Origin of the sequence: Pseudomonas sp. MWU347, from assembly GCF_017947305.1 — a bacterium.
Taxonomy (GTDB): Bacteria; Pseudomonadota; Gammaproteobacteria; order Pseudomonadales; family Pseudomonadaceae; genus Aquipseudomonas; species Aquipseudomonas putida_A.
Genome location: NZ_JAFGZB010000009.1, coordinates 278,029 through 302,866, shown reverse-complemented (window position 1 = coordinate 302,866; position 24,838 = coordinate 278,029). Strand labels below are relative to the sequence as shown.

At 61.4% G+C, this 24,838-nt stretch carries 26 protein-coding genes; 20 read left to right on the top strand and 6 right to left on the bottom strand.

Annotated elements, in window-relative coordinates:
• The first annotated feature begins 52 nt into the window (after nt 1-52).
• The 7 genes from KCG87_RS20695 (at nt 53) to KCG87_RS20665 (ending at nt 5,456) form a co-directional block, all read left to right on the top strand.
• Nucleotides 53-643: an amino acid synthesis family protein gene (locus KCG87_RS20695; protein ID WP_095136389.1), complete on the top strand. Its 591-nt coding sequence runs from the start codon at nt 53-55 to the stop codon at nt 641-643.
• A gap of 31 nt (nt 644-674) precedes the next feature.
• Complete coding sequence (locus tag KCG87_RS20690; protein WP_210558797.1) at nt 675-1,508, top strand: alpha/beta fold hydrolase; 834 nt, start codon at nt 675-677, stop codon at nt 1,506-1,508.
• The gene (locus KCG87_RS20685) at nt 1,505-2,986 is read left to right on the top strand and encodes an aldehyde dehydrogenase (protein ID WP_210558796.1); all 1,482 of its coding nucleotides are present in this window, start codon (nt 1,505-1,507) and stop codon (nt 2,984-2,986) included. The genes KCG87_RS20690 and KCG87_RS20685 overlap by 4 nt, the downstream gene beginning before the upstream one ends.
• A 12-nt stretch (nt 2,987-2,998) precedes the next feature.
• Entirely contained in the window at nt 2,999-3,484 is a 486-nt protein-coding gene (locus KCG87_RS20680; protein WP_210558795.1) for a flavin reductase family protein, read from the top strand.
• Between the two features lie 206 nt (nt 3,485-3,690).
• On the top strand, nt 3,691-4,080 hold the full coding sequence (locus KCG87_RS20675; protein WP_007968634.1) for a carboxymuconolactone decarboxylase family protein: 390 nt from the start codon (nt 3,691-3,693) through the stop codon (nt 4,078-4,080).
• A gap of 58 nt (nt 4,081-4,138) precedes the next feature.
• Nucleotides 4,139-4,891 (top strand): GntR family transcriptional regulator, encoded by a 753-nt coding sequence (locus tag KCG87_RS20670; protein ID WP_007968636.1) that lies wholly within the window; start codon nt 4,139-4,141, stop codon nt 4,889-4,891.
• A gap of 1 nt (nt 4,892) precedes the next feature.
• Nucleotides 4,893-5,456 carry an NUDIX hydrolase gene (locus KCG87_RS20665; RefSeq protein WP_098964282.1) on the top strand — a complete coding sequence of 188 codons (564 nt, stop codon included), beginning with the start codon at nt 4,893-4,895 and terminating at the stop codon, nt 5,454-5,456.
• 124 nt (nt 5,457-5,580) lie between these two features.
• On the opposite strand, the gene KCG87_RS20660 is transcribed toward KCG87_RS20665, so the two are convergent.
• Nucleotides 5,581-5,877 carry a DUF1330 domain-containing protein gene (locus KCG87_RS20660; RefSeq protein ID WP_098964284.1) on the bottom strand — a complete coding sequence of 99 codons (297 nt, stop codon included), beginning with the start codon at nt 5,875-5,877 and terminating at the stop codon, nt 5,581-5,583.
• A gap of 68 nt (nt 5,878-5,945) precedes the next feature.
• Between KCG87_RS20660 and ribBA the strand changes: the two genes are divergently transcribed.
• From ribBA to KCG87_RS20635, 5 genes are all read left to right on the top strand, one after another.
• Nucleotides 5,946-7,055 carry a bifunctional 3,4-dihydroxy-2-butanone-4-phosphate synthase/GTP cyclohydrolase II gene (gene ribBA, locus KCG87_RS20655; RefSeq protein ID WP_201137386.1) on the top strand — a complete coding sequence of 370 codons (1,110 nt, stop codon included), beginning with the start codon at nt 5,946-5,948 and terminating at the stop codon, nt 7,053-7,055.
• A 375-nt stretch (nt 7,056-7,430) separates the two neighbouring features.
• Nucleotides 7,431-8,456: an ABC transporter substrate-binding protein gene (locus KCG87_RS20650; RefSeq protein ID WP_210558794.1), complete on the top strand. Its 1,026-nt coding sequence runs from the start codon at nt 7,431-7,433 to the stop codon at nt 8,454-8,456.
• The gene (locus tag KCG87_RS20645) at nt 8,453-9,367 is read left to right on the top strand and encodes an ABC transporter permease (RefSeq protein ID WP_210558810.1); all 915 of its coding nucleotides are present in this window, start codon (nt 8,453-8,455) and stop codon (nt 9,365-9,367) included. The genes KCG87_RS20650 and KCG87_RS20645 overlap by 4 nt, the downstream gene beginning before the upstream one ends.
• 6 nt (nt 9,368-9,373) lie before the next feature.
• Nucleotides 9,374-10,183, top strand: coding sequence for an ABC transporter permease (locus tag KCG87_RS20640; protein WP_025111627.1), 810 nt, complete (start codon nt 9,374-9,376; stop codon nt 10,181-10,183).
• Between the two features lie 17 nt (nt 10,184-10,200).
• The gene (locus tag KCG87_RS20635; protein ID WP_210558793.1) at nt 10,201-11,355 is read left to right on the top strand and encodes an ABC transporter ATP-binding protein; all 1,155 of its coding nucleotides are present in this window, start codon (nt 10,201-10,203) and stop codon (nt 11,353-11,355) included.
• Nucleotides 11,356-11,487: 132 nt separating this feature from the next.
• Here the strand turns inward: KCG87_RS20635 and map are convergent, their stop codons facing one another.
• A complete protein-coding gene (gene map / locus KCG87_RS20630; protein ID WP_135295991.1) occupies nt 11,488-12,279 on the bottom strand; it encodes a type I methionyl aminopeptidase in 792 nt (263 codons plus the stop codon).
• Nucleotides 12,276-12,503, bottom strand: a complete 228-nt coding sequence (locus tag KCG87_RS20625) for a ParD-like family protein (RefSeq protein WP_003225727.1) — start codon at nt 12,501-12,503, stop codon at nt 12,276-12,278. The genes map and KCG87_RS20625 overlap by 4 nt, the downstream gene beginning before the upstream one ends.
• A 297-nt stretch (nt 12,504-12,800) precedes the next feature.
• Between KCG87_RS20625 and KCG87_RS20620 the strand changes: the two genes are divergently transcribed.
• Complete coding sequence (locus KCG87_RS20620; RefSeq protein WP_210558792.1) at nt 12,801-13,736, top strand: Ppx/GppA family phosphatase; 936 nt, start codon at nt 12,801-12,803, stop codon at nt 13,734-13,736.
• A gap of 123 nt (nt 13,737-13,859) precedes the next feature.
• On the opposite strand, the gene metE is transcribed toward KCG87_RS20620, so the two are convergent.
• Nucleotides 13,860-16,148 (bottom strand): 5-methyltetrahydropteroyltriglutamate--homocysteine S-methyltransferase, encoded by a 2,289-nt coding sequence (metE, locus tag KCG87_RS20615; protein WP_210558791.1) that lies wholly within the window; start codon nt 16,146-16,148, stop codon nt 13,860-13,862.
• 391 nt (nt 16,149-16,539) lie between these two features.
• On the opposite strand from metE, the gene KCG87_RS20610 reads away from it, so the two are divergent.
• The 5 genes from KCG87_RS20610 to yecR all read left to right on the top strand — a co-directional run bounded on the left by KCG87_RS20610 (nt 16,540) and on the right by yecR (nt 21,066).
• Nucleotides 16,540-17,916, top strand: a complete 1,377-nt coding sequence (locus KCG87_RS20610; protein ID WP_098964290.1) for a cystathionine beta-synthase — start codon at nt 16,540-16,542, stop codon at nt 17,914-17,916.
• The gene (locus tag KCG87_RS20605; RefSeq protein WP_210558790.1) at nt 17,913-19,085 is read left to right on the top strand and encodes a cystathionine gamma-synthase; all 1,173 of its coding nucleotides are present in this window, start codon (nt 17,913-17,915) and stop codon (nt 19,083-19,085) included. The genes KCG87_RS20610 and KCG87_RS20605 overlap by 4 nt, the downstream gene beginning before the upstream one ends.
• A 531-nt stretch (nt 19,086-19,616) precedes the next feature.
• Nucleotides 19,617-20,225 (top strand): phage infection protein, encoded by a 609-nt coding sequence (locus KCG87_RS27510; RefSeq protein WP_246881792.1) that lies wholly within the window; start codon nt 19,617-19,619, stop codon nt 20,223-20,225.
• Nucleotides 20,226-20,409: 184 nt separating this feature from the next.
• On the top strand, nt 20,410-20,724 hold the full coding sequence (locus tag KCG87_RS20595; RefSeq protein ID WP_134786611.1) for a hypothetical protein: 315 nt from the start codon (nt 20,410-20,412) through the stop codon (nt 20,722-20,724).
• A 33-nt stretch (nt 20,725-20,757) separates the two neighbouring features.
• Nucleotides 20,758-21,066 (top strand): YecR family lipoprotein, encoded by a 309-nt coding sequence (yecR, locus tag KCG87_RS20590; RefSeq protein ID WP_027613060.1) that lies wholly within the window; start codon nt 20,758-20,760, stop codon nt 21,064-21,066.
• 1 nt (nt 21,067) lies between these two features.
• Here the strand turns inward: yecR and KCG87_RS20585 are convergent, their stop codons facing one another.
• Nucleotides 21,068-22,693, bottom strand: a complete 1,626-nt coding sequence (locus KCG87_RS20585; protein WP_210558789.1) for a hybrid sensor histidine kinase/response regulator — start codon at nt 22,691-22,693, stop codon at nt 21,068-21,070.
• A 113-nt stretch (nt 22,694-22,806) separates the two neighbouring features.
• On the opposite strand from KCG87_RS20585, the gene KCG87_RS20580 reads away from it, so the two are divergent.
• Nucleotides 22,807-23,421, top strand: coding sequence for a response regulator transcription factor (locus KCG87_RS20580; protein ID WP_210558788.1), 615 nt, complete (start codon nt 22,807-22,809; stop codon nt 23,419-23,421).
• A gap of 54 nt (nt 23,422-23,475) precedes the next feature.
• On the top strand, nt 23,476-23,670 hold the full coding sequence (locus KCG87_RS20575) for a PLD nuclease N-terminal domain-containing protein (RefSeq protein ID WP_027613057.1): 195 nt from the start codon (nt 23,476-23,478) through the stop codon (nt 23,668-23,670).
• A gap of 98 nt (nt 23,671-23,768) precedes the next feature.
• Here the strand turns inward: KCG87_RS20575 and KCG87_RS20570 are convergent, their stop codons facing one another.
• Complete coding sequence (locus tag KCG87_RS20570; protein ID WP_064587897.1) at nt 23,769-24,767, bottom strand: bile acid:sodium symporter family protein; 999 nt, start codon at nt 24,765-24,767, stop codon at nt 23,769-23,771.
• Nucleotides 24,768-24,838 lie beyond the last annotated feature (71 nt).

The following is a 24,838-nucleotide window of genomic DNA, read 5'->3' as shown; positions in this document are numbered from 1 at the left end:
ATGGTATACCATCAGACGCACAGACACTCTCAATCCCCCTACGGAGCAGCTCATGAGTTTCGAAATTCGCAAGATCGTCAGCTATGTCGAAGAAACCTTCATCGAAGGCGGCAAGGTCACTGACAAGCCAGTGACCATGGTCGGGCTGGCTGTGGTGATGAAGAACCCGTGGGTCGGTAACGGCTTCGTCGAGGATTTGAAACCGCAGATCCGCGCCAACTGCTCCGACCTCGGCGCCATGATGGTCGAGCGTCTGGTGGGCATCATCGGCGGCGCCGAGAAGATCGAGGCGTACGGCAAAGCGGCAGTGGTCGGCGCCGACGGCGAGATCGAACACGCCTCGGCGGTGATCCACACCCTGCGCTTCGGCAATCACTACCGCGAAGCGGTCAAGGCCAAGAGCTACCTGAGCTTCACCAACAAGCGCGGCGGCCCGGGCACCTCGATCCAGATCCCGATGATGCACAAGGACGACGAAGGGCTGCGTTCGCACTACATCACCCTGGAAATGCAGATCGAAGACGCGCCGCGTGCCGACGAAATCGTCGTGGTGCTCGGTTGCGCCGACGGTGGTCGCCTGCACCCGCGCATCGGCAACCGCTACATCGATCTGGAAGAACTGGCCGCCGAAAAAGCCCAGTAATCACAATAAAAAGGCATTGCAGGAGCGCTCCATGATTCGGCTCACCGCTGAACTCACCCCGGCTGGCACCAGTTACCTGGCGACCGGCCAAGGCCAGCCCGTGGTCTTGATCCACGGCGTGGGCCTGAACAAAGAAATGTGGGGCGGCCAGATCGTTGGCCTGTCTGCCCAATACCGGGTGATCGCCTACGACATGCTCGGCCACGGCGCCAGCCCGCGCCCGGCCAGCGGCACCGGCCTGCTCGGTTATGCCGATCAGTTGCTGGAGCTGCTCGATCACCTGAATCTGCCCCAGGCAGCGGTGATCGGTTTCTCCATGGGCGGACTGGTGGCACGGGCGTTTGCCCTGCACTACCCGGAGCGCCTGCAAAGCCTGGTGGTGCTTAACAGTGTGTTCAACCGCAGCGAAGAACAGCGTGCCGGGGTTATCGCCCGGACCGCGCAGGCGGCCGAACACGGGCCGGATGCCAACGCCGAAGCGGCGCTGTCACGCTGGTTCAGCCGTGAATATCAGGCGGCCAACCCGGCGCAGATCGCGGCCATTCGCCAGACCCTGGCCGGCAACGATCCGCAGGGTTACCTGACCACCTACGAATTGTTCGCGACCCAGGACATGTACCGCGCCGACGACCTGGGCAGTATTCAGGCACCGACGCTGATCGCCACCGGCGAACTCGACCCCGGTTCCACCCCGGAAATGGCCGAGCAACTGGCCCGACGCATCCCCGACGCGAAGGTTGCGGTGCTGCCCGAGCAACGGCATATGATGCCGGTAGAGTCGCCGCGCCTGGTCAACCAGACGCTGCTGGAATTCCTCGAATACGCACACTCCCGACAAAACCCTATAAAGGGGATCGTTGCATGACACTCGCACGCTTCCAGATGTGCATCGGCGGAGAATGGGTCGACGCCCTCTCCGGCAAGACCTTCGAAAGCCTCAACCCGGCCAGCGCGCAAGCCTGGGCCGAACTGCCTGACGCCGGTGAAGCTGACGTCGAACGCGCCGTGCAAGCGGCGCAGACGGCTTTCGACAGCCCGGCCTGGCGCGGCCTCACCGCCACCGCACGCGGCAAACTGCTGCGCCGTCTCGGTGACCTGATCGCAGAAAACAAGGAACAACTGGCGCAGTTGGAAAGCCGCGACAACGGCAAACTGATCCGCGAAACCCGTGGTCAGGTCGGCTATCTGCCGGAGTTCTTCCATTACACCGCAGGCTTGGCCGACAAGCTCGAAGGCGGCACCCTGCCGCTGGACAAGCCCGACCTGTTTGCCTACACCGTGCACGAAGCGATGGGTGTGGTTGCCGCGATCATTCCGTGGAACAGCCCGCTGTACCTGACCGCGATCAAACTGGCCCCGGCCCTCGCCGCCGGCAACACCATCGTGATCAAGCCTTCCGAACACGCCTCGGCGACCATCCTTGAGCTGGCACGTCTGGCCCTCGAAGCCGGGATTCCGCCGGGCGTGGTCAACGTTGTCACCGGTTACGGCCCGAGCACCGGCGCCGCCCTCACCCGTCATCCGCTGATCCGCAAGATCGCCTTCACCGGCGGCGCGGCCACGGCCCGGCACGTGGTGCGCAGCAGCGCCGAAAACTTCGCCAAACTGTCGCTGGAACTGGGCGGCAAGTCGCCGAACATCATCTTCGCCGACGCCGATCTGGACAGCGCGATCAACGGCGCGATTGCCGGGATCTATGCGGCCTCGGGCCAGAGCTGCGTGTCCGGCTCACGTTTGTTGGTGCAGGACGAAATCTACGACGAGTTCGTCAACCGCCTGGTCGAACGCGCCCAGCGCATCCGCATCGGCAACCCGCAGGAAGATCACAGCGAAATGGGTCCGATGGCCACTGCGCAGCAACTGGCGGTGGTCGAAGGGCTGGTGGCCGATGCCATCGCTGAAGGTGCGCGGTTGCGCACGGGCGGCAAGCGTCCGGCGGATCTGGGTGACGGCTGGTTCTACGAGCCGACGCTGTTCGAGTGCGACCGCAACTCGATGAAGATCATGCAGGAAGAAGTCTTCGGCCCGGTGGCATCGGTGATTCGCTTCAAAGACGAAGCCGAGGCGCTGGCAATCGCCAACGACTCGCAGTTCGGCCTCGCCGCCGGCATCTGGACACGCGATCTGGGCCGCGCCCATCGCCTGGCGCGGGATGTGCGCTCGGGGATCATCTGGGTCAATACCTACCGTGCGGTGTCGGCGATGGCGCCGATCGGCGGCTTCAAGAACAGTGGCTATGGACGCGAAAGCGGCATCGATTCGGTGCTGGCCTACGCCGAACTGAAAACGGTGTGGATCAATCTCTCTCAGGCCCCGATGCCTGATCCGTTTGTGATGCGCTAGGAGTCCTGCGACATGATCGAACCCGGCATTTACAAAGACGTCATGAGCTCGTTTCCGTCCGGAGTCACGGTGGTCACCACCCTCGACCCGGAGGGCGGCATCGTCGGCATCACCGCCAGCGCCTTCAGCGCGCTGTCGATTGATCCGGCGCTGGTGCTGTTCTGCCCCAACTACGCTTCCGACACCTACCCGGTGCTGCGCGACAGCAAGAAGTTCGCGATCCATTTGCTGTCCGCCGACCAGACCGCTGAAGCCTACGCCTTCGCCGGTAAAGGCAAGGACAAGGCCAAGCACATCGAGTGGCATTTGAGCGAACTCGGTAACCCGATCCTCGCCAAGGCCACAGCAATCATCGAGTGCGAGTTGTGGCGAGAATACGACGGTGGTGATCACGCGATCATTGTCGGCGCAGTGAAGAACCTGATCCTGCCCGAGCAACCGGTGACACCGATGATTTATCACAAGGGCAAGCTCGGGCCGTTGCCAACCCTGGCCTGATGGATACATAGATCCCACTGTGGAACTGCCCATTGTGGTGAGGGGATTTATCCCCGACCGGCTGCGAAGCAGTCGTAAGATCCTTGCACGCGGTGTGTCTGGCAATTCGCGGTTGCAGGTTTGGGGGCGCTTCGCACCCCGTCGGGGATAAATCCCCTCACCACAGGTTTCATTCCAAAAGGGGGTCTCTGTTGTGAGGAGGAATGATGAGTAACGAAAAGTACGAAAAAGGCCTGAAGATCCGCACCCAGGTGCTGGGCGAAGCCTACGTGCAGCGTTCAATAGAGAACGCCGACGACTTTACCCGCCCGTTGCAGGAAATGGTCACCGAATACTGCTGGGGCCATGTCTGGGGGCGTGAGGGTTTGTCGCTCAAGGAGCGCAGCATGATCAACCTGGCGATGATCTCGGCGCTCAACCGCCCGCACGAACTCAAGCTGCATGTGCGCGGCGCCTTGCGTAACGGCCTGAGTCGTGAGCAAATACGCGAAATTCTGCTTCAGGTCGGTATTTATTGCGGCGTCCCGGCAGCCGTGGACAGTTTCCGGCTCGCCCGTGAAGCCTTCGCCGAAGCCGACGCCGAGGCCTCCAGTTAACCCCTCGGCTGTTTTGATGCCCGTCTGGCATGGACAGCCACAGTAAAGAGCGGACCCCATGAAACGCCAGCCACTCGACGACAGCTTCAAGGTCAATCGCAACCCCGTTACCCTGCGCGAAATCGTGCTGGATAAACTGCGTAGCGCGATCATGAATTTTCAGCTCATGCCCGGCGATCGTCTGGTCGAGCGCGATCTGTGCGATCGCCTCGGTGTCAGCCGCACATCGGTGCGCGAAGCCCTGCGTCACCTGGAGTCCGAAGGTCTGGTCGAGTTCGCCGATGCCAAAGGCCCACGGGTGGCGATCATCACCCTCGCCGATGCAGTCGACATCTACGAGCTGCGCTGCGTGCTCGAAGGCCTGATCGTCCAGCTGTTCACCCTGCGCGCCAAAGCCAAGGACATCAAGGCCCTGGAAAAAGCCCTCGACGAGAACCGCAAGGCACTCAAGGACGGCGAACTGCAACAGGTGATCGACTCGGTGCAGGGCTTCTACGACGTACTGCTCGAAGGCTCGGGCAACCACGTTGCGGCCACTCAATTACGCCAGTTGCAAGCGCGCATCAGCTACCTGCGGGCAACTTCGGTGTCCCAGGAAAACCGGCGCGGCGCGAGTAACCACGAGATGGAAAAAATGGTTGAGGCGATCAAGAGCGGCGATCCACTGGCGGCGCATCAGGCCTGTGTCGATCACGTACGCGCCGCTGCGGCCGTGGCCCTCGATTATCTCAAGCGCAAACAGGAAGAGACCGGCGCCACGCCGAACATCACTCTGCCGATCGCGCTGAAAGAACCGCGCATAGGTCACTGACATGTTCAGCCCGAGCTTTTGCCCGAAATGCGGTGGCCCTGACCTTGGTCAGCAGGTACCGCCGGGCGATACGCACGAGCGCCTGATGTGCCGCGGCTGCGGCTACATCCACTACGTCAATCCGAAGATCATCGCCGGCTGCATCATCGAGCAGGACGGCAAATACCTTTTGTGCCAACGGGCGATCCCACCGCGTCCGGGTACCTGGACGCTGCCGGCAGGCTTCATGGAAAGCGGCGAAACCACCGAGCAGGCGGCGCTGCGTGAAGTCTGGGAAGAAAGCGGCGTGCGCGCGGAAATCGTCTCGCCGTATTCGATTTTCAGCGTGCCGAAGATCAGCGAGGTGTACATCATTTTCCGCGCGATCGCGCTGGAGATCACCGGCCAGTTCGGCCCTGAGACCCTCGACTACAAGTTCTTCGCCCCTGAAGACATTCCGTGGGAGCAGATCTATTACCCGGCGATCCGGCAGATTCTCGAGCGTTACATCGAGGAGCGTCAGGCCGGGGTGTATGGGATCTACATGGGCAATGATGACAGCGGCAAGATCCACTTCATCCGCTGAGGATCACCTTCGCCCCTGTGGGAGCGGGCTTGCTCGCGAAGGCGGTGTGTCAGTCGATAGAAATGTTGAATGATTGACCGCCTTCGCGAGCAAGCCCGCTCCCACAGGGGATATTCGGTGTTGCTTAAAGTGGTGCGATGCCTTCTACGATGACGATCTCCGCCCTCGCCCATTCCTCGCGATAACTTTTCGCCTCCTGATACGCCGCCGAGTGGTAGCACGCCACGGCCTTCTCATAGCTCTCGAATTCGATCACCACGCTACGCTGAGGAGTAGCTCTGCCCTCCAGCGCTTCGCTGCGTCCGCCCCGGGCCAGAAATTTCGCGCCGAACGCGGCGAAGGCCGCCGGTGCGCGCTGGGTGTATTGGCTGTAATGCTCGGCATCGTCGACATCCACGTGGGCAATCCAGTACGCCTTCATAGTGACCTCTTTGTTTATTTTGTATTATGGTATACCAATATATTTCCAACAAACCCTGAGAGTCCAGCATGGCCTTCAACAGCATCGAAGAAATCCTCGAAGATTATCGCCTCGGCAAAATGGTCCTGCTGGTCGATGACGAAGATCGAGAAAACGAGGGCGACCTGCTGCTGGCCGCCGACTGCTGCACACCGGAGGCGATCAGCTTCATGGCGCGTGAGGCGCGCGGGCTGATTTGCCTGACGCTGACCGACGACCACTGCCAGCGCCTGGGCCTTGAGCAAATGGTGCCGAGCAACGGCAGCGTGTTCAGCACCGCGTTCACCGTGTCGATCGAAGCGGCGGTCGGGGTCACCACTGGCATTTCTGCAGCTGACCGCGCCCGCACGGTCGCGGCCGCTGTGGCCAAAGACGCCCGCGCCGAAGACCTGGTGCAACCCGGGCACATCTTCCCGCTGCGCGCCAAGGAAGGCGGCGTGCTGACCCGCGCCGGCCACACCGAGGCCGGCTGCGACCTTGCCCGCCTGGCCGGTTTCACCCCGGCCTCGGTGATCGTCGAGGTGATGAACGATGACGGCACCATGGCCCGGCGTCCGGATCTGGAAGTGTTTGCGCGCAAGCACGGGATCAGGATCGGCACCATCGCTGACTTGATCCACTATCGCCTCAGCACCGAGCACACCATCGAACGCATCGGCGAACGTGAGCTGCCGACGGTGCATGGCACTTTTCGTCTGATCACTTTCGAAGACCGCATCGAGGGTGGCGTGCACATGGCGATGGTCATGGGCGATCTGCGCCGCGAAGAGCCGACGTTAGTACGCGTGCATGTGATCGATCCGCTGCGTGATCTGGTCGGCGCCGAGTACAGCGGGCCGAGCAACTGGACGTTGTGGGCGGCGTTGCAACGGGTCGCGGCGGAAGGTCATGGGGTTGTGGTGGTGTTGGCCAATCATGAATCGTCGCAGGCGCTGCTCGAGCGCGTGCCGCAACTGACCCAGCCGCCACGGCAGTTCAGTCGCTCGCAATCGCGGATTTATTCGGAGGTGGGCACCGGGGCGCAGATTCTGCAGAACCTGGGGGTGGGCAAGCTGCGGCATCTTGGGCCGCCGCTGAAGTATGCGGGGTTGACCGGGTATGACCTGGAAGTGGTCGAGAGCATCCCCTTCAGCGAATAACACTGCCCTCACCCCAGCCCTCTCCCGGAGGTAGAGGGAGCCGACCGAGTTGTTCTACCGCTATACATCGACCTGAAACTGCGAGTCGAACTCAAGTTTTAAACAGCATGGAAATCGGCTCCCTTTCCCCTCTCCCTTTGGGAGAGGGCTGGGGTGAGGGGCTGGTTCTAAAGTGCGCCCTATGACTCGTGCCGAGCACAGGCAAAAAACCAGAATCAACAGATAACCGGTAAGGCAAAGTGCTTGCACAAAGTTTGGAATACCATAATATGATATTCCATAGACCGGACGACCTGAAAAACCGTCCGGCTACTGCTCCCGACAGGCGGGCAACAACGCAAGCCCGCTCAAAAACACAACAATGAGGGCGTAAAAATGGTGTTGAACAAAGCTGCAACCGCAATCTTTTTTGCGGGACTGCTGAGCGTGACCGGCCAGGCTGCAATGGCCGCCGAAAGCGTGAACTTCGTCAGTTGGGGCGGTAGCACCCAGGATGCGCAGAAACAGGCCTGGGCCGATCCGTTCAGCAAGGCCAGTGGCATCACCGTGGTGCAGGACGGCCCGACCGACTACGGCAAACTCAAGGCCATGGTCGAGAGCGGCAACGTGCAATGGGACGTGGTCGATGTCGAAGCCGATTTCGCCCTGCGCGCCGCCGCTGAAGGCCTGCTCGAACCCCTCGATTTCAAAGTCATCCAGCGCGACAAGATCGACCCGCGTTTCGTCAGCGATTACGGTGTCGGCTCGTTCTTCTTCTCCTTCGTCCTCGGCTACAACGAGGGCAAGCTCGGCGCGGCCAAGCCGCAAGACTGGACCGCGCTGTTCGACACCAAGACCTACCCCGGCAAACGCGCCCTGTACAAATGGCCAAGCCCCGGCGTGCTCGAACTGGCGCTGCTGGCCGACGGCGTAGCGGCCGACAAGCTCTACCCGCTGGATCTGGATCGCGCCTTCAAGAAACTCGACACCATCAAGAAAGACATCGTCTGGTGGGGCGGCGGCGCGCAGTCGCAGCAACTGCTGGCCTCCGGTGAAGCGAGCATGGGTCAGTTCTGGAACGGCCGGATTCACGCTCTGCAGGAAGACGGCGCGCCGGTGGGTGTGAGCTGGAAACAGAACCTCGTCATGGCCGACATTCTGGTGATTCCAAAGGGTTCGAAAAACAAGGACGCGGCGATGAAGTTTCTGGCCAACGCCAGCAGTGCCAAAGGCCAGGCCGACTTCTCCAACCTGACCGCCTACGCCCCGGTCAACGTCGACAGCGTGGCGCGCCTGGACTCGGTGCTGGCCCCGAACCTGCCGACGGCTTACGCCAAGGATCAGATCACTCTTGATTTCGCGTACTGGGCCAAGAACGGTCAAGCCATCGCGACACGGTGGAACGAATGGCTGGTCAAATGAAAATGGCGGCCACTGCGCCCCGTCCTGCAACGGTGACCGGGAGCGCCACCGGCGTTGCCGGCTCGCCCCCCTCCCTCAGACAACGCTGGAAAGGTGCCGGCAACTTGCTCCCGGCACTGCTGTTCCTCGGCCTGTTCTTTCTCGCGCCGTTGATTGGCCTGCTGTTGCGCGGCGTACTGGAACCGACCCCGGGCCTTGGCAACTATGAACAACTGTTCGCCAACTCGGCGTATGCACGGGTGCTGCTCAACACCTTTTCGGTGGCCGGGCTGGTGACGATTTTCAGCCTGTTGCTGGGCTTCCCGCTGGCTTGGGCGATCACTCTGGTACCGCGCGGCTGGGGCCGCTGGATCCTCAACATCGTGCTGCTGTCGATGTGGACCAGCCTGCTCGCCCGCACCTATTCGTGGCTGGTATTGCTGCAGGCCTCGGGGGTGATCAACAAGGCCTTGATGGCGCTGGGCATCATCGATCAGCCGCTGGAAATGGTGCACAACCTGACCGGTGTGGTGATCGGCATGAGCTACATCATGATCCCGTTCATCGTCCTGCCGCTGCAGGCGACCATGCAGGCCATCGACCCGATGATCCTGCAGGCCGGCTCGATCTGCGGCGCCAGTCCGTGGACCAACTTCTTCCGGGTGTTCCTGCCGCTGTGCCGGCCAGGTCTGGCGTCCGGTGGGTTGATGGTGTTCGTGATGTCGCTCGGGTACTACGTCACCCCGGCGCTGCTGGGTGGGGCGCAGAACATGATGCTGCCGGAATTCATCATTCAGCAGGTGCAATCGTTCCTCAACTGGGGCCTGGCCAGTGCCGGCGCCGCGTTGCTGATCGCGATCACCCTGGTGCTGTTCTACTTCTACCTGAAGCTTCAGCCGGAATCCCCGGTTGGCGCCAGCAACGCGAGGTAAGCCGAGATGCTCCTGACTCCCAATGCCATGAGCCGCCGGATGCGTTTCGGCTTGTATGCAACCACCGGACTGATCGGTTTGTTCCTGCTGTTGCCGATCGTGTTCATCGTCCTGCTGTCGTTCGGCTCGTCGCAGTGGCTGGTGTTCCCACCGCCGGGCTGGACGCTGAAATGGTACGGCCAGTTCTTCTCCAACGCCGACTGGATGAACGCTGCGGCGGCCAGCCTCAAGGTTGCCGTGCTGACCACGATTTGCGCCGTGGCCCTCGGTCTGCCAACCGCGTTTGCTCTGGTACGCGGGCGCTTCCCCGGTCGGGAAATGCTCTACGGCCTGTTCACCCTGCCGATGATCGTGCCGCTGGTGATCATCGCGGTGGCGGTGTACGCGCTATTTCTCAAGCTCGGTTACACCGGGACCATGTTTGCCTTCGTGGTCAGCCATGTGATCGTCGCGCTGCCGTTCACCATCATCTCGATCATCAACTCGCTGAAGCTGTTCGATCAGTCGATTGAAGACGCGGCGGTGATCTGCGGCGCCTCACGCCTGCAAGCGGTGTTCAAGGTGACGTTCCCGGCGATCCGTCCGGGCATGGTCGCCGGCGCCCTCTTCGCCTTTCTGGTTTCGTGGGACGAAGTGGTGCTCAGCGTGATGATGGCCAGCCCGACCCTGCAAACCCTTCCCGTAAAAATGTGGACCACTTTGCGCCAGGACCTGACCCCGGTGATCGCCGTCGCTTCGACGCTGCTGATCGGCCTGTCGGTATTGGTCATGGTGATCGCCGCCGCGCTGCGCCGGCGCAACGAAATCAGCGCCTGAGCGCCCAGGAGTACGACATGAGTGCCGTGATCAAAGACGCATCCCAGCAGAACGACAAACCCCTGGTCAGCCTGCGCAATCTGAACAAGCACTACGGCGACTTTGCCGCCGTCGACAACATCTCGCTGGACATCAAGGACGGCGAGTTCCTGACCTTCCTCGGTTCCAGCGGCTCGGGCAAAAGCACCACGCTGTCGATGCTCGCCGGGTTCGAAACCCCGAGCAGCGGCGAGATCCTGGTCAACGGTCAGTCGCTGGTCAACGTGCCGCCGCACAAGCGCGACATCGGCATGGTGTTCCAGCGCTATTCGCTGTTCCCGCATCTGTCGGTGCGCGACAACATCGCCTTCCCGCTGGCGATCCGCAAACTCGCCGCCACCGAACGTGACAAGCGTGTCGATGCGATGTTGAAACTGGTGCAGCTCGAACAATTCGCCCATCGCCGCCCTTCGCAGTTGTCTGGCGGACAACAGCAACGCGTCGCCATCGCCCGGGCGCTGGTCTACGAGCCACGCATTCTGCTGATGGACGAACCGCTCGGTGCGCTGGACAAAAAACTGCGTGAAGACCTGCAGGATGAACTGCGCCAGCTGCATCGGCGCCTGGGCATCACCATCGTCTACGTGACCCACGATCAGGAAGAAGCCATGCGTTTGTCGCAACGCATCGCGATTTTCAGTCACGGCAAGATTGTTGGTTTGGGCAGCGGTTATGACCTGTATCAGAATCCGCCGAATGCGTTTGTCGCGTCGTTCCTCGGCAACTCGAACTTCCTCAAGCTCAAGGCCCAAGGCAATGCGGCGGCAAGTTTTGAGGGGCAGTCGTTGTCGATTCGCCTGACTGCCGGCTTGCACACCGAGCAGGATGTGCTGCTGATGGTGCGGCCGGAAAAAGCTGTGGCGCTGAGCGTGCAGCAGGCGAGCGAGGAGCCGCTGGCAGCGGGTTGGAATGAAGTGTCGGCCAAGGTCGTGGAGGTGCTGTTTCTTGGCGAAAGCCAGACGTGCAGCGTGGTGACGTCGGGCGGTACTTCGATGACGGTTAAAGCGCTGTCGGCGGCGGGCATGCCGCTCAAGACTGGCGACCCGGTGCGAGTGCGCTGGGCCACGGCGGATGCCTGCGTCTACACCGAATGGGCTGAAAGCGACCTCAACAAAGCCGCCGGCGCCCACTGAGGATCTCGGTAACCCCGCAAATCCCCTTGTGGGAGCGGGCTTGCTCGCGAAGGCGGTGTGTCAGTCACTGTTTATGTTGAATGACACACCGCCTTCGCGAGCAAGCCCGCTCCCACAGTTTTTTTGTGGCGCTCAGCTAATCGGTGCAAATCCTTCAATCTGATCCGGCCACGCCGTGAGAATTTCGAAACCGGTTTCGGTCACCGCGACCATATGCTCCCACTGCGCCGACAGCGAGCCATCCTTGGTCAGCACCGTCCAGCCGTCCGGCATGTTCTTCACATGGCGCTTGCCGGCATTGAGCATCGGCTCGACGGTGAAGATCATCCCCGCCTTGAGCTTCATGCCCTGATTGGGAAAACCGTAATGCAGGATCTGCGGTTCATCGTGATACACCTTGCCAATGCCATGCCCGCAATACTCGCGCACCACGCTGAAACCTTCGCTCTCCGCCAGGCTCTGGATCGCATGACCGATGTCGCCCAGTGTCGCGCCCGGACGCACCATGCGGATGCCCGCGCACATCGCGTCGTAGGTGGTCTTGATCAGGTGTTGTGCTTCAGGCGTCGCCTCGCCGACCACGTACATGCGGCTGGTGTCGCCGAACCAGCCATCCTTGATTACCGCGATGTCGAGGTTGACGATGTCGCCATCCTTCAGCGGCGTGCCCGACGGGATGCCGTGGCACACCACATCGTTGACCGAGGCGCAGACGGTTTTCGGGAAGCCGTGATAACCGACGTTGGCCGGAATGGCTTTCTGCACGTTGACGATGTAGTCGTTGCACAACCGATCCAGCTCATCGGTCGTCACCCCAGCCTTGACGTGCGGCACCAGCATCGCCAGCACTTCGGCGGCGAGTTTGCCCGCCGCACGCGACTTCGCGATTTCCGCAGGGGTATTGATCTTGATCTGATTTCTCATGCGCTGACGGCTTCCTGAGTCAGTTGATGCAGATCCAGCCCGCCGTTCTGTTCGGCGCGGATCAGCAAGCGGCAAATGGCGCTGTGGTCGAGGTTGGGGTGCAGCTCGGCGAGCATGCCGATGCGCATCCAGTGCTCGGCCTGCGCGTTGATCGAGCGGCTGAGCGCGTTGCTGGAGATGCGCAGGTTCTCGTGCATGTCTTCTGAAATCTTTACGATGCCCATATCCGAATCCGATACGAAGTGTATATGGATCGTATATTAGCCAAGGGACGCCCACGATTGCAAACCTTGCGCAAGGCTTGCCAAATCGCGGGCAAAAAAAAGCTGCCCAAAGAGGCAGCAAAAACTTTAAGAACACGCGATGTATTGGGCTCAGGATAGACGCCGGATAATGACAGTGTCATGACAGCCAACAATTCACTGAACCGCCCCTGCCCCGTCATCAGGATGTCATCAAGCGCACCGCAGAATCCTCGCAAACCGTCTTGAGCCTTCGACGGATGATTTGCAGGGATTCCCATGAAAGAAGACGCCTCGCTGTTTGCCGCCATCGACCTGGGTTCGAATGCATTTCGGATGATGATCGGTCAGTCGGTGCGCAGCCGTAAGGGTTTCATGATTCAGGAGATCAAAACCCTGCGTGAACCGGTGCGGTTGGCCGAGGGCTTCGACGGCGGTGCGCTGGACGAAATGGCGCTGAATCGTGGCTGGCAGGCGCTGGCGCGGTTCGGCAAGAAACTGCGCGGATTCGAGGCCGGCAAGGTGCGGGCCGTGGCGACCAGCGCAGTACGCGAGGCCGACAATGCGCAGTTGTTTCTGCACAGTGCCGAACGCCATCTGGGGTTTCGTATCGACGTCATCTCCGGCCATGAAGAGGCGCGACTGGTGTATGCCGGCGTCGCTCATACCCTGCCGGGGGCGGAGGACATGCGGCTGGTGGTCGACATTGGCGGTGGTTCCACCGAGCTGATTCTCGGCCAAGGGTCGCAACCGCTGCTCACCGAAAGCATCGCCATTGGCAGCGGCAGCCTGGGCGCACGCTATTTCCCCGACGGGCGCATTGCTCCCGGCGCACTGCAGGAAGCCGAACGAGTGGCGATCCTGCAATTCGAGAAAGTCGCCCGCCGCTATCGCGCGCAGGGCTGGCAGCAAACCATTGGCTCGTCGGGCACGGCGCGGATGCTGGCGAAGGTGCTCAAGGCTAATCGCTTGAATGACTTCGGTCAGGATGGCATCACCTATGGTGGGTTGTTGCGCCTGTCGCTGTTGCTGCTGAAGGTGAAGAACGTTCAGCAATTGAAGCTGGCAGGTTTGCAGCCGCATCGCCAGAGCATCCTCCCGGGAGGGCTGGTGCTGATGCTGGCGGCGTTCAAGGTGTTTGGCATTTCGCAGATGGTGCCGTCGGAACCGGGGCTGCGCCTCGGTGTGTTGCACGGCTTGATGAGCCGTCACTGACACCCTGCACACTCCCGTGTGGGAGCGGGCTTGCTCGCGAAGGCGGAGTGTCAGTCGAAAATTATTTAGCTGACACTCCGCTTTCGCGAGCAAGCCCGCTCCCACAGAGAAGGAGTTAGCGCTTTACGCCAGTTCTTTGCGCAACTGGCGGGCGGCGGTGACCATGTGTACCAACGCCGCTTCTGTCTCCGGCCAGCCACGGGTTTTCAAGCCGCAATCCGGATTGACCCACAACCGCTCCGCCGGAATCCGCTGGGCTGCCTTGCGTAGCAGGTTGGCCATCTCCGAAGCATCCGGCACCCGTGGCGAGTGAATGTCGTAGACGCCCGGCCCGATCTCGTTCGGGTAATCGAATGCTTCAAAGGCATTGAGCAGTTCCATGTCCGAACGCGAGGTTTCGATGGTGATCACGTCGGCGTCCATGGCGGCGATGGACTCGATCACATCATTGAACTCGCTGTAGCACATGTGCGTATGGATCTGCGTTTCGTCGCGTACACCGGAGGCACACAGGCGGAACGCTTCGGTGGCCCAGTCCAGATAGTGCTGCCATTGCGCGCGGCGCAGCGGCAGGCCTTCGCGGAATGCGGCTTCGTCGATCTGCACGATTTTGATCCCGGCGGACTCCAGATCCACCACTTCGTCACGGAGCGCCAGCGCCAGTTGCCGCGCCTGCACTTCACGGGACACGTCTTCGCGGGGGAACGACCACATCAGCATGGTCACCGGGCCGGTCAGCATGCCTTTCATAACCTTGTCGGTCAGGCCCTGGGCGTAGCGAATCCACTCCACGGTCATGGCTTGCGGGCGGCTCAAGTCACCGAAGATCACCGCCGGTTTCACGCAGCGCGAACCGTAGCTCTGCACCCAGCCGAAACGGGTGAACACGTAGCCATCCAACTGCTCGGCGAAGTACTCGACCATGTCGTTGCGCTCGGCTTCACCGTGCACCAGTACGTCGAGGCCCAACTGTTCCTGGATTTGCACGGCGTGGCGGATTTCGCTGTACATCGCTTCGGTGTATTCGGCTTCGCTCAGTTTGCCCTGCTTGAACGACTGACGCGCCAGGCGGATCGACGCAGTTTGCGGAAACGATCCGATAGTGGTGGTCGGAAACAGCGGCAGATCGAGACCGGCGCGCTGTTGGGCGATGCGCTGGGTAAATGGCGATTGGCGCTGGCTATCCTGTGCAGTAATGGCCGCCACACGGGCCTGCACTGCCGGTTTGTGAATACGAGGCGAGGCGGCGCGGCTGGTCTGTACCGAGCGACTTTGGGCCAAGGCGCGCAGCACTTTCGGCGCTTCCGGCTCGCTGACCGCCTGCGCCAGCACGGCGACTTCCTCGCACTTCTGCACGGCAAACGCCAGCCAGCTTTTCAGCTCGGCATCGAGCTGGTCTTCGCGGTTCAGATCCACTGGGCTGTGCAGCAACGAGCACGATGGCGCTACCCACAACCGATCCCCCAGACGCTCATGCGCATGCTGCAACGTCGCGAACGCATGTTCCAGGTCGCAGCGCCAGACGTTGCGGCCGTTGACCACACCCAGCGACAGCACCTTGTAGGCCGGCAGGCGATCAAGGATGGTCGGATACTGTTCCGCTGCACGCACCAGGTCGATGTGCAAACCGTCGACCGGCAGATTGGCGGCCAGACCGAGGTTCTCTTCCAGACCACCGAAGTAAGTGGCGAGCAGTTTCTTCAGCGGATCACGCTGGATCTGGTTGTACGCACGCTCGAAAGCATTCTTCCACTCCTGCGGCAAGTCGAGCACCAGAATCGGCTCGTCGATCTGCACCCATTCCACACCGAGTGCGGCCAGCCGGGCGAAGATCTGCCCGTACAGCGGCAGCAAACGATCAAGCAATTCCAGCTTGTCGAACTCGGCGCCTTTGGCCTTGCCCAGCCATAGATAAGTCAGTGGGCCAATGATCACCGGTTTGACGTTATGGCCCAGTGCGCGGGCCTCTTCGACTTCTTCGAACAACTGTTCCCATCCGAGCTGGAACTGTTGATCGACTCTGAATTCCGGGACCAGATAGTGGTAGTTGGTGTCGAACCACTTGGTCATTTCCTGCGCATGGGCACCGCCGCAGCAACTGTCGCTGACACCACGGGCCATGCCGAACAAGGTTTGCAGGCTGGCCTTGCCGTCATGCGGACGGAAGCGCTCGGGAACCACGCCGAACATCAGCGAGTGGGTCAGCACCTGGTCGTACCAGGCGAAATCGCCTACCGGCAGCAGCTCGATGCCGGCGTTTTTCTGCAGGTCCCAGTGGGCCTTGCGTAATTCACGACCCACTTCACGCAGGCCGGCCTCGTTCAGTTCTCCTTTCCAGAACGCCTCTTGCGCTTTTTTCAGTTCGCGGTCGCGACCGATGCGCGGAAATCCGAGGGAATGGGCCAATGCCATGACAAACAACTCCAATGTCTTGTTGATGGCGGCCATTGTCAGGATCAGCCTCTAGTGAGACAAACTCATTTTAATCTTGATGATCACAAGTTTCCCTCATGATCAGTTGTCGGCCGTATGCCCGCTGAAAACACGATTCGCCCTGCAGGATATTCCTACGCAGATCAAGCTTTGAGGGACGCTTGCGACGCCCTTTCAATACTCGATGGCGCCTTGATGTAAACCCTCTGAAACCGGGCCCTGCAGGCTGCGATTCTGTTCTATGGTTAGATCGAAATGGCTGGCGCAGCGGCGGGTTAAAGGTTGCGACGGATCATGTCTAAGCCTATGTTGCACGCGAGCTTTTCCCCGCGAATGGAACGCGATCAACACCACTACAAGAGGTGAAGAAATGTCAAAGGATTCACGCCCTGCCGTACTTGGGCTGATCGGCAATACGCCGCTGGTACAAGTTACCCGCTTCGATACCGGCCTCTGCACACTGTTTCTCAAACTGGAATCACAAAACCCCGGCGGCTCGATCAAGGACCGCGTCGGTCTGGCGATGATCGATGCCGCTGAACGCGACGGGCGCCTGCAACCGGGTGGCACCATCGTCGAGGCCACCGCCGGCAACACCGGTCTGGGTCTGGCGCTGGTCGGCCGGGCCAAAGGCTACCGCGTGGTGCTGGTAGTCCCGGACAAGATGTCCACCGAGAAAGTCCTGCACTTGAAAGCCATGGGTGCCGAGGTGCACATCACTCGCTCGGACGTCGGCAAGGGCCACCCCGAGTATTACCAGGACGTGGCCGCACGCCTGGCAAAAGACATTCCCGGCGCGTTCTTCGCCGACCAGTTCAACAACCCCGCCAACCCGCTGGCCCACGAGTGCAGCACCGCGCCGGAGATCTGGGCGCAGACCGAACATGATCTGGACGCGATCGTGGTCGGCGTCGGTTCCGCCGGCACCCTAACCGGGCTGAGCCGCTTCTTCAAACGGGTACAGCCGGATCTGCAAATGGTCCTCGCCGACCCGGTCGGTTCGGTGATGGCTCAGTACAGCCGCGACGGCACGATGCCGACGCCCGGTTCGTGGGCGGTGGAAGGCATCGGCGAAGACTTCATTCCGTCGATCACCGACCTCAGCAGCGTGCGTCACGCCTACTCGATCAGCGATGAAGAAAGCTTCGACCACGCCCGCCAGTTGCTGCGCGCCGAAGGCATTCTCGGTGGCTCGTCGACCGGCACCTTGCTCGCCGCCGCGCTGCGTTATTGCCGCGAACAGACCGAGCCGAAACGCGTGGTCAGCTTCGTCTGCGACACCGGCACGCGCTATCTGTCCAAGGTTTACAACGACCAGTGGATGACCGATCAGGGCCTGTTGCAGCGCAAACGCTATGGCGACCTGCGTGATCTGATCGCCCGCCGTTTCGAAGACGGCCGCGTGATCAGCGTCGGCCCCGACGACACCCTGCTGACCGCGTTTCAGCGCATGCGCCTGGCGGATGTCTCGCAGCTGCCGGTGCTGGTTGAAGGCAAACAACTGGTCGGGGTGATCGACGAGTCGGACATCCTGCTGCCGGTGCACGAAGACGCCGCGCGCTTCAGTCAATCGGTGTCCAGCGTGATGACCGACAAACTGCAAACCCTCGCCCCCGGTGCCAACCTCGCCGAGCTGGAAGCGGTGCTCAGTCGCGGCCTCGTCGCGATCATCGCCGATGCTTCGGGCTTCCACGGCCTGATTACCCGCACCGACATGCTCAACCAATTACGGAGATCCCTCGCATGAGTCAGCACGACGATAAATCCCAAGGCTTCGCGACCCGGGTGATCCATGCCGGGCAAACGCCTGACCCGACCACCGGTGCGCTGATGCCGCCGATCTACGCCAACTCGACTTACCTGCAAGACAGCCCCGGCGTGCACAAGGGCTTCGACTACGGGCGCTCGCACAACCCGACGCGTTTTGCCCTGGAGCGTTGCGTGGCGGATCTGGAAGGTGGCACCCGCGCGTTCGCGTTCGCTTCCGGGCTGGCGACCATTTCCACCGTGCTCGAACTGATCGATGCCGGTTCGCACGTGATCTCCGGCAATGACCTGTACGGCGGCACATTCCGTCTGTTTGACAAGGTGCGCCAGCGCAGCGCCGGGCATCGCTTCAGCTACGTCGATCTGACTGACCTGGCGGCGTTCGAAGCGGCGCTGCAGGACGACACCCGCCTGGTGATTGTCGAGTCGCCGACCAACCCGCTGCTGAGCCTGTCGGATCTGGCCGCGATTGCGCGCATCTGCCGCGCACGCGGGATCATCAGCGTTGCCGACAACACCTTCGCCAGCCCCTATATCCAGCGCCCGCTGGAGCTGGGTTTCGACATCGTGCTGCACTCGACCACCAAGTACCTGAACGGTCACTCCGACGTGATCGGTGGTATCGCGGTGGTTGGGCAGAATGTCGAACTCGCGGACAAACTCGGCTTCCTGCAAAACGCGGTTGGCGCGATTTCCGGCCCGTTCGACGCGTTCCTGACCTTGCGCGGGGTGAAGACCCTGGCGCTGCGCATGGAGCGTCATTGCAGCAACGCGCTGGAACTGGCCAAGTGGCTGGAGCAGCAGCCACAGGTCAAACGCGTCTACTACCCGGGCCTGCCGTCGCACCCGCAGCATGAGTTGGCCAAACGGCAGATGCATGGTTTTGGCGGGATGATCTCGGTGGATCTGAACAGTGATCTGGAGGGCGCACGGCGCTTTCTGGAAAACGTGAAGATCTTTGCCCTGGCCGAAAGCCTCGGCGGCGTCGAAAGCCTGATCGAGCATCCGGCGATCATGACCCACGCGACCATTCCCGCTGAAACCCGCGCCAAACTGGGCATCGGCGATGGCCTGGTGCGTCTGTCGGTGGGGGTCGAAGATCTCGAAGACCTGCGCGCCGATCTGGCGTACGCGCTGACCAAAATCTGACCCTGCAACAACGACAAAGCCCGCAGCAATGCGGGCTTTGGTGTTCGAGTAGGCGGCCAGTGCTGGTCTCTGGCTTACAAGGTTTATCGGGCCTCTCACAGTACAAAAGCAACCATGGAAAAAGAGCGGTGCTTTGCTGCCTCACACGGCATAAGGGCTGGATCTCAGCGCGGAGATCTTTCTAACCGTGTACCCTTCGGAACGCGCCCCACGTCCCCTTGCTATCCGCTTGCGCATCAGTCTGCGTCTTCGCCTACACCTTTGAGGCTAGCAAAAGCCATCAAGTCGCGGGTGGTGTTTTTAGACTGATTTCCTTCTAGCGCCCCTGTGCAAGGAAGTTAACCGACTATCGCTTGCATGTTGTCGCACCTGCGCCTGCATTTTGCCGATCTATACTTTTCAGTTCGCTAACGCGGTTTCATGCAAAAACGTCGACACCCGTGCGCCCATCGAGCGCGCCCGTGCCAATTGCCAACCTGGTCAACCCCGGGCCAACGAATGCTGTGTGGCTGATGGGTCGTGGAGAAAATCATGAAACACACGCTTTTATCAGGCGCCATTCTTGCGGTCGCGGCGACCGTGATGTTGCCACCGGTTTGGGCTGCGCAGCCGCAGGCTGTGGCCTCTGATGGTTCGGATCATGTGGGGGCCGGTGCAGTGGCGTCCGATGGATCCGATCACGTCGGCGCTGGCGCAGTGGCCTCAGACGGTTCCGATCATGTCGGAGCCGGTGCAGTGGCGTCTGATGGCTCCGATCACGCCGGCGCTGGTGCAGTCGCCTCGGATGGTTCCGATCATGTCGGCGCTGGCGCAGTCGCCTCGGACGGTTCCGATCATGTCGGCGCTGGAGCAGTCGCCTCGGACGGTTCCGATCATGTCGGCGCTGGTGCTGTCGCCTCGGACGGTTCCGATCATGTCGGAGCAGGCGCAGTGGCGTCCGATGGTTCTGATCATGTCGGCGCTGGCGCAGTCGCCTCTGATGGCTCCGATCACGTCGGCGCAGGCGCACTGGCTTCCGACGGCACCGACAAGGTCGGCGCCAATCGCTATGCCTACTCACGCGTCGGCGTCGGTTCTGATCGCGTCGCTTCGGCGCTGATGACCGGCAGCTATTCCGACCAGTTCAACTCCCCTCAGTAATCGGCGCGAGGCGACCCATTGGGTCGCCTCTCCCTCCGCCGCACTAGCACATTTGTGCTAATCGACCGCCCCGCCACCCGGCGTTATATTCCCTCGCAACCCCCGATGTTCCCCAACATTGCCGCTGTGCAGTGCGCGGGATCGTTGTGCCTGGAAATCAGAACAACACCAAGGAAGAAACACCATGAAACTGCATTCCAACCTTCTCAAAGTGGCGATCGTCAGCGCCCTGCTGCTTGGCGCCAGCGGTTGCCAGACCGCCAAACCCACCGAAGCCAGCATGAAAGAACGCGCCCAGACAGTCATCGGCAAACCGGTGTCGAAAATCGACAACATCCGCAGCGACAGCACCCTCACCTACTACACCGCGTACACCCCCGCCGGCGAGTACAACTGCGAGTTGCCCAGCGGCGCGATTATCGCGGTGGCGAGCATGGGCATCATGACCCCGCCGCTGTCGTGCCTGCCCAAAGGCGCCTCGCCGATTCCGTTCCAGTAAACCTTCATCCCCGGTAAAGGACTACGTTCCATCATGAAAATCCTGATCGCAACTCTCACTCTAACCGCCCTCGCTCTGACAGGCTGCGCCACGCCCAAACAATGGGAAGCCACCGGTGGCAGCAAGAACGACGGCGTGGTCCAGGTCTCCTACGAATTGGGTCAGTTCGAAAGCGGCCAGACCAACGCCGCGCAAGGCCTGACTGTGGCGATGGAGCGCTGCAAGACCTGGGGTTACAAGAACGCCGAGGTGACCGGTTCCGAGAAGAACATCTGCCGCACCATGGGCCAGTTCAACTGCCTGCAAACCACCATCACTCAGGACTACCTCTGCAAGCGTTGAGTCAAACCTGCTCGGCCGGCTCGGTTTGCCGGTCGCGCAGGCTGCGCAAGGTCGCGCGCAGCTCGGCCGGGCGTACCGGTTTGGACAGTATGGCAATTTGGCGGTCGTGCAAGGCCGCCTGTATTTTCTCGATGTCATGCCCGGTGATGATCATCGCCGGCACCGCAAAACCCCGCTGGCGCCGCACCTCGTCAATGCACTCGATGCCCGTGGAATGTGGACCCAGATCGTAATCGGCGACGATGATGTCGCAATCGGTGACCAGCCCCTGCCCGCTCAATTCGCCCTGCACCACGCAGCCCCAGCGCTCGAGCAGCGCCGAGGTCGCCAGCAAGACGTTGCGGTCATCCTCCACCAGACACACCTTCAGCCCGGTCAACAGGCCGGCCTGCCGCACATCGTCACGCATGACCGGCAACTGCGGCGCCACGGCCACCGGCAAGCCATAGAGGGAGACCGCCGTGCCGCGCCCAAGCTGCGAGCGCAAGGCCACATCGACGCCGATCAACTGCCCCAGACGCTTGACGATCGACAGTCCGAGGCCGACGCCTTCTACGTCCTTGTCACGCACCTGACGCACCCGATAAAACTCCTCAAACACTTTCGACAGATGCTCCTCGGCAATGCCGTTGCCGCGGTCATAAATCACGATGGCCAGCCCGTTGCCACGCTTGCGCACGCCGATCAGTACCGGGCGTTGCGCGCCGTATTTGAAGCAATTGGAAAGCACGTTCTGCACCATGGTCGCGAGCAACGCTGGATCGCTCTGCACCCAGTGCTGGCACGGACGCAGGCGCAATTCCACACCGGCCCAGCGTGCCGCCTCGGCGTTCTGGCGGATCAGGTCGGCCAGCCACTCGCCGAGATTGAACACCTGCAGCCTCGGCAGAATGCGCCCGTTGTCGAGGGTGTAGAGGTCAAGAATCGAACGGAACAACTGCGAGACGTTGAGCAGCGAACGGTCGATGTTGTCGACCAGTTGCCGTTCCTGCTCGCCCAGCCGCGACTCACGCAGGCACGCCGTAAACAGCCCGATGGAATGAATCGGCTGGCGCAGATCATGGCTGGCCTGGGCGAGAAACCGCGACTTTTCCAGATTGGCCGCGACCGCCTCTTCGGAGGCCTTGCGCGTGCGCTCCAGCAGCAAGTGCGCGTAGAACGGAATCACGGTGCTGGTGAGCATCAACATCAGCACCATGTACGGCTGCGCCTGCCACACCGGCGTCAACCGATAGACCGCCAGCAACGCCAGCAGCGCCAACCCCGTGGCAATCGCCAGATAGCGCGAGCCATAGCGCATGCCGTTGCCCAGGTTGACCCAGATGATCACCGCGTACAGCGGCAACGCCGCTTCACCGCCGAGCACCAGGCCGAAACAGGTGCCGGTGTAATCGTGGATCATCGCGAATATTCGTCGCGCCGGGTAATGCCCCGGCCAGCGCGCGATGGCCTGGCGCAAGACAATCGACGCCAGCAGAAACAGCGTGATGTAGACCACCACCGGCAGATAGACATCGAAGTGCTGACCCGGCAATACACCGAGCACGCAGATGTAAACCATGGCAATGCTGGCGATGATGATCCGCAGATTGGCCTGATCCAGCTCGGTGTTTTTCTCGAACTTCATGGGCAACGTCCTTGTGCGACAGTCGTCAGATTCAGCAGCGGCCGGCAGGCAATCTGCGTACGCGGTGCTAAGGTGCATGCCGTAAACCACGCTGATCCAGGGAGGGTCACGTCATGACATGCCGCATCATCATAGCCGACGATCACCCGTTGTTTCGCGAAGCCATGCGGCGCACCGTGCAGCGCCTGTTGCCCGAGGCGACTATCGAGGAGGCCGGCGACCTCGACGCCGTGCTGGCCTTGCTGCCCGACGGCAGCGAGCCGGACACACTGATTCTCGACCTGCGCTTCCCCGGCCTGACCTGCATCAGCCAACTCGCCGAGCTGCGCAAAAAACTGCCGCGCACCACTTTGATCGTAGTGTCGATGGTCGACGACGAGGCATTGATCGGCGAAGTGATGGCGGCCGGCATCGACGGTTTCATCGGCAAGAACATCGCCCCGGATGAGATCGGCGAGGCCATTCTGGCGATCCGCGAAGGCGAAGTGCTGGTCAGGTTCGCGCCTTCCGGGCTGCTGCCGCTGGAGACCGGCACCGCCCTCACCCCGCGTCAGCAGGATGTGTTGCGGCTGATCGCCCAAGGCAAGACCAACAAGGAGATCGCCCGGGAACTGGATATCTCGCCGTTCACCGTGCGCATCCATGTGTCGTCGTTGCTGCGCACGCTCAATGTGCCGTCGCGGGCAGCCGCTGCGGTGAAGTATTCGGGAAGCAGCGGCGCAATTTAAATGAACCCTGCGCGTTTGGACTCACCTAACTGAAAGACCATCAGGAGGTAGCCCATGCAAATTGAACCCGTCTGGATCGTACTCGCCGTCGTTCTCGTGATCGTTGAATTGTGGGCGATCAACCGCGTGCGCAAGAGCGCAGGCAAAGGCAGCAACAAAGGCGTGTGGATTATCGCCATCGTGTTCGTGCCGTTGTTTGGCCTGATTGCCTGGGCACTGGCCGGGCCGAAACACGTGACTCAAGATTGAAAGAAAACCCCCTGTAGGAGCTGCCGCAGGCTGCGATCTTTTGACTTTCAAGATCAAAAGATCGCAGCCTGCGGCAGCTCCTACAGGGAATGCAGCGTTTACGGATCAACCTGTGCCATTAACTCCGGCACCGATTCCGGCCGTTTGGCATAGCGCTGCGCCAACACCGCGCAGACCATCAATTGAATCTGATGGAACAGCATCAGCGGCAGAATCAACACACCAATCGTGCTGCCGGCAAACAACACCTGTGCCATCGGCACGCCAGTGGCCAGGCTCTTCTTCGAACCACAGAACAGAATGGTGATGCGGTCTTCCTGGCTGAAACCGAACGCCTTGCCCAGCAAGGTCGACGCCAACAGCACCAGCGCCAGCAGAATGCAGCAGACCACCACCAGCCCCAGCAGATCGACTACCGGAATCTGATGCCAGATACCTTCGTTGACCGCCTCGCTGAACGCGCCGTACACCACCAGCAAAATCGACCCCTGATCGACAAACTTCAGCCAGTTCTTGTTGCGCCCGACCCACGCGCCGATCCAGCGCCGAGCGATCTGCCCGGCAATGAAAGGCAGCAGCAGTTGTACGCTGATCTTCAGGATCGCATCCAGGGTCGAACCGCCGTCGCCGTGCACGTTCAGCAGCAGCGTCACCAGCAACGGCGTGAGAAAGATCCCGAACAGGCTCGACGCCGCTGCACTGCAGATCGCCGCCGGGATATTGCCTCGGGCCAGCGAGGTGAAGGCAATTGCCGACTGCACGGTGGCGGGCAACGCGCAGAGATACAGCATGCCCATGTACAGCTTGTCGCCGATCAGCGGTGACAGCAGCGGTTTCAACGCCAGCCCGAGCAGCGGGAACAGCACAAAGGTCAGACCGAACACCAACAGGTGCAGGCGCCAGTGGCCGGCACCGGCGATGATCGACTCACGCGAGAGCTTGGCGCCATGCAGGAAAAACAGCAGCGCAATGGCGATATTGGTCAGCCAGCCGAACCCCACCGCGACCTGCCCGCTGGCCGGCAGAAAACTGGCCAGCAGCACGACGCCGATCAGGGTCAGGGTGAAGTTGTCGGGCAGGAATCTTGGGCGAGTCATGGGCTTGTTCATCCGGGGGTTGCCAGTACGTGACTGCGACTCTAACGTGAGCAGAAATTACCGACTAACGC

Excerpts from the sequence above, each read along its gene's own strand:
- KCG87_RS20695 (WP_095136389.1), top strand. The coding sequence starts at position 53 with ATGAGTTTCGAAATTCGCAAGATCGTCAGCTATGTCGAAGAAACCTTC.
- KCG87_RS20690 (WP_210558797.1), top strand. The coding sequence starts at position 675 with ATGATTCGGCTCACCGCTGAACTCACCCCGGCTGGCACCAGTTACCTG.
- KCG87_RS20685 (WP_210558796.1), top strand. The coding sequence starts at position 1,505 with ATGACACTCGCACGCTTCCAGATGTGCATCGGCGGAGAATGGGTCGAC.
- KCG87_RS20680 (WP_210558795.1), top strand. The coding sequence starts at position 2,999 with ATGATCGAACCCGGCATTTACAAAGACGTCATGAGCTCGTTTCCGTCC.
- KCG87_RS20675 (WP_007968634.1), top strand. The coding sequence starts at position 3,691 with ATGAGTAACGAAAAGTACGAAAAAGGCCTGAAGATCCGCACCCAGGTG.
- KCG87_RS20670 (WP_007968636.1), top strand. The coding sequence starts at position 4,139 with ATGAAACGCCAGCCACTCGACGACAGCTTCAAGGTCAATCGCAACCCC.
- KCG87_RS20665 (WP_098964282.1), top strand. The coding sequence starts at position 4,893 with ATGTTCAGCCCGAGCTTTTGCCCGAAATGCGGTGGCCCTGACCTTGGT.
- KCG87_RS20660 (WP_098964284.1), bottom strand. The coding sequence starts at position 5,877 with ATGAAGGCGTACTGGATTGCCCACGTGGATGTCGACGATGCCGAGCAT.
- ribBA (WP_201137386.1), top strand. The coding sequence starts at position 5,946 with ATGGCCTTCAACAGCATCGAAGAAATCCTCGAAGATTATCGCCTCGGC.
- KCG87_RS20650 (WP_210558794.1), top strand. The coding sequence starts at position 7,431 with ATGGTGTTGAACAAAGCTGCAACCGCAATCTTTTTTGCGGGACTGCTG.
- KCG87_RS20645 (WP_210558810.1), top strand. The coding sequence starts at position 8,453 with ATGAAAATGGCGGCCACTGCGCCCCGTCCTGCAACGGTGACCGGGAGC.
- KCG87_RS20640 (WP_025111627.1), top strand. The coding sequence starts at position 9,374 with ATGCTCCTGACTCCCAATGCCATGAGCCGCCGGATGCGTTTCGGCTTG.
- KCG87_RS20635 (WP_210558793.1), top strand. The coding sequence starts at position 10,201 with ATGAGTGCCGTGATCAAAGACGCATCCCAGCAGAACGACAAACCCCTG.
- map (WP_135295991.1), bottom strand. The coding sequence starts at position 12,279 with ATGAGAAATCAGATCAAGATCAATACCCCTGCGGAAATCGCGAAGTCG.
- KCG87_RS20625 (WP_003225727.1), bottom strand. The coding sequence starts at position 12,503 with ATGGGCATCGTAAAGATTTCAGAAGACATGCACGAGAACCTGCGCATC.
- KCG87_RS20620 (WP_210558792.1), top strand. The coding sequence starts at position 12,801 with ATGAAAGAAGACGCCTCGCTGTTTGCCGCCATCGACCTGGGTTCGAAT.
- metE (WP_210558791.1), bottom strand. The coding sequence starts at position 16,148 with ATGGCATTGGCCCATTCCCTCGGATTTCCGCGCATCGGTCGCGACCGC.
- KCG87_RS20610 (WP_098964290.1), top strand. The coding sequence starts at position 16,540 with ATGTCAAAGGATTCACGCCCTGCCGTACTTGGGCTGATCGGCAATACG.
- KCG87_RS20605 (WP_210558790.1), top strand. The coding sequence starts at position 17,913 with ATGAGTCAGCACGACGATAAATCCCAAGGCTTCGCGACCCGGGTGATC.
- KCG87_RS27510 (WP_246881792.1), top strand. The coding sequence starts at position 19,617 with ATGAAACACACGCTTTTATCAGGCGCCATTCTTGCGGTCGCGGCGACC.
- KCG87_RS20595 (WP_134786611.1), top strand. The coding sequence starts at position 20,410 with ATGAAACTGCATTCCAACCTTCTCAAAGTGGCGATCGTCAGCGCCCTG.
- yecR (WP_027613060.1), top strand. The coding sequence starts at position 20,758 with ATGAAAATCCTGATCGCAACTCTCACTCTAACCGCCCTCGCTCTGACA.
- KCG87_RS20585 (WP_210558789.1), bottom strand. The coding sequence starts at position 22,693 with ATGAAGTTCGAGAAAAACACCGAGCTGGATCAGGCCAATCTGCGGATC.
- KCG87_RS20580 (WP_210558788.1), top strand. The coding sequence starts at position 22,807 with ATGACATGCCGCATCATCATAGCCGACGATCACCCGTTGTTTCGCGAA.
- KCG87_RS20575 (WP_027613057.1), top strand. The coding sequence starts at position 23,476 with ATGCAAATTGAACCCGTCTGGATCGTACTCGCCGTCGTTCTCGTGATC.
- KCG87_RS20570 (WP_064587897.1), bottom strand. The coding sequence starts at position 24,767 with ATGACTCGCCCAAGATTCCTGCCCGACAACTTCACCCTGACCCTGATC.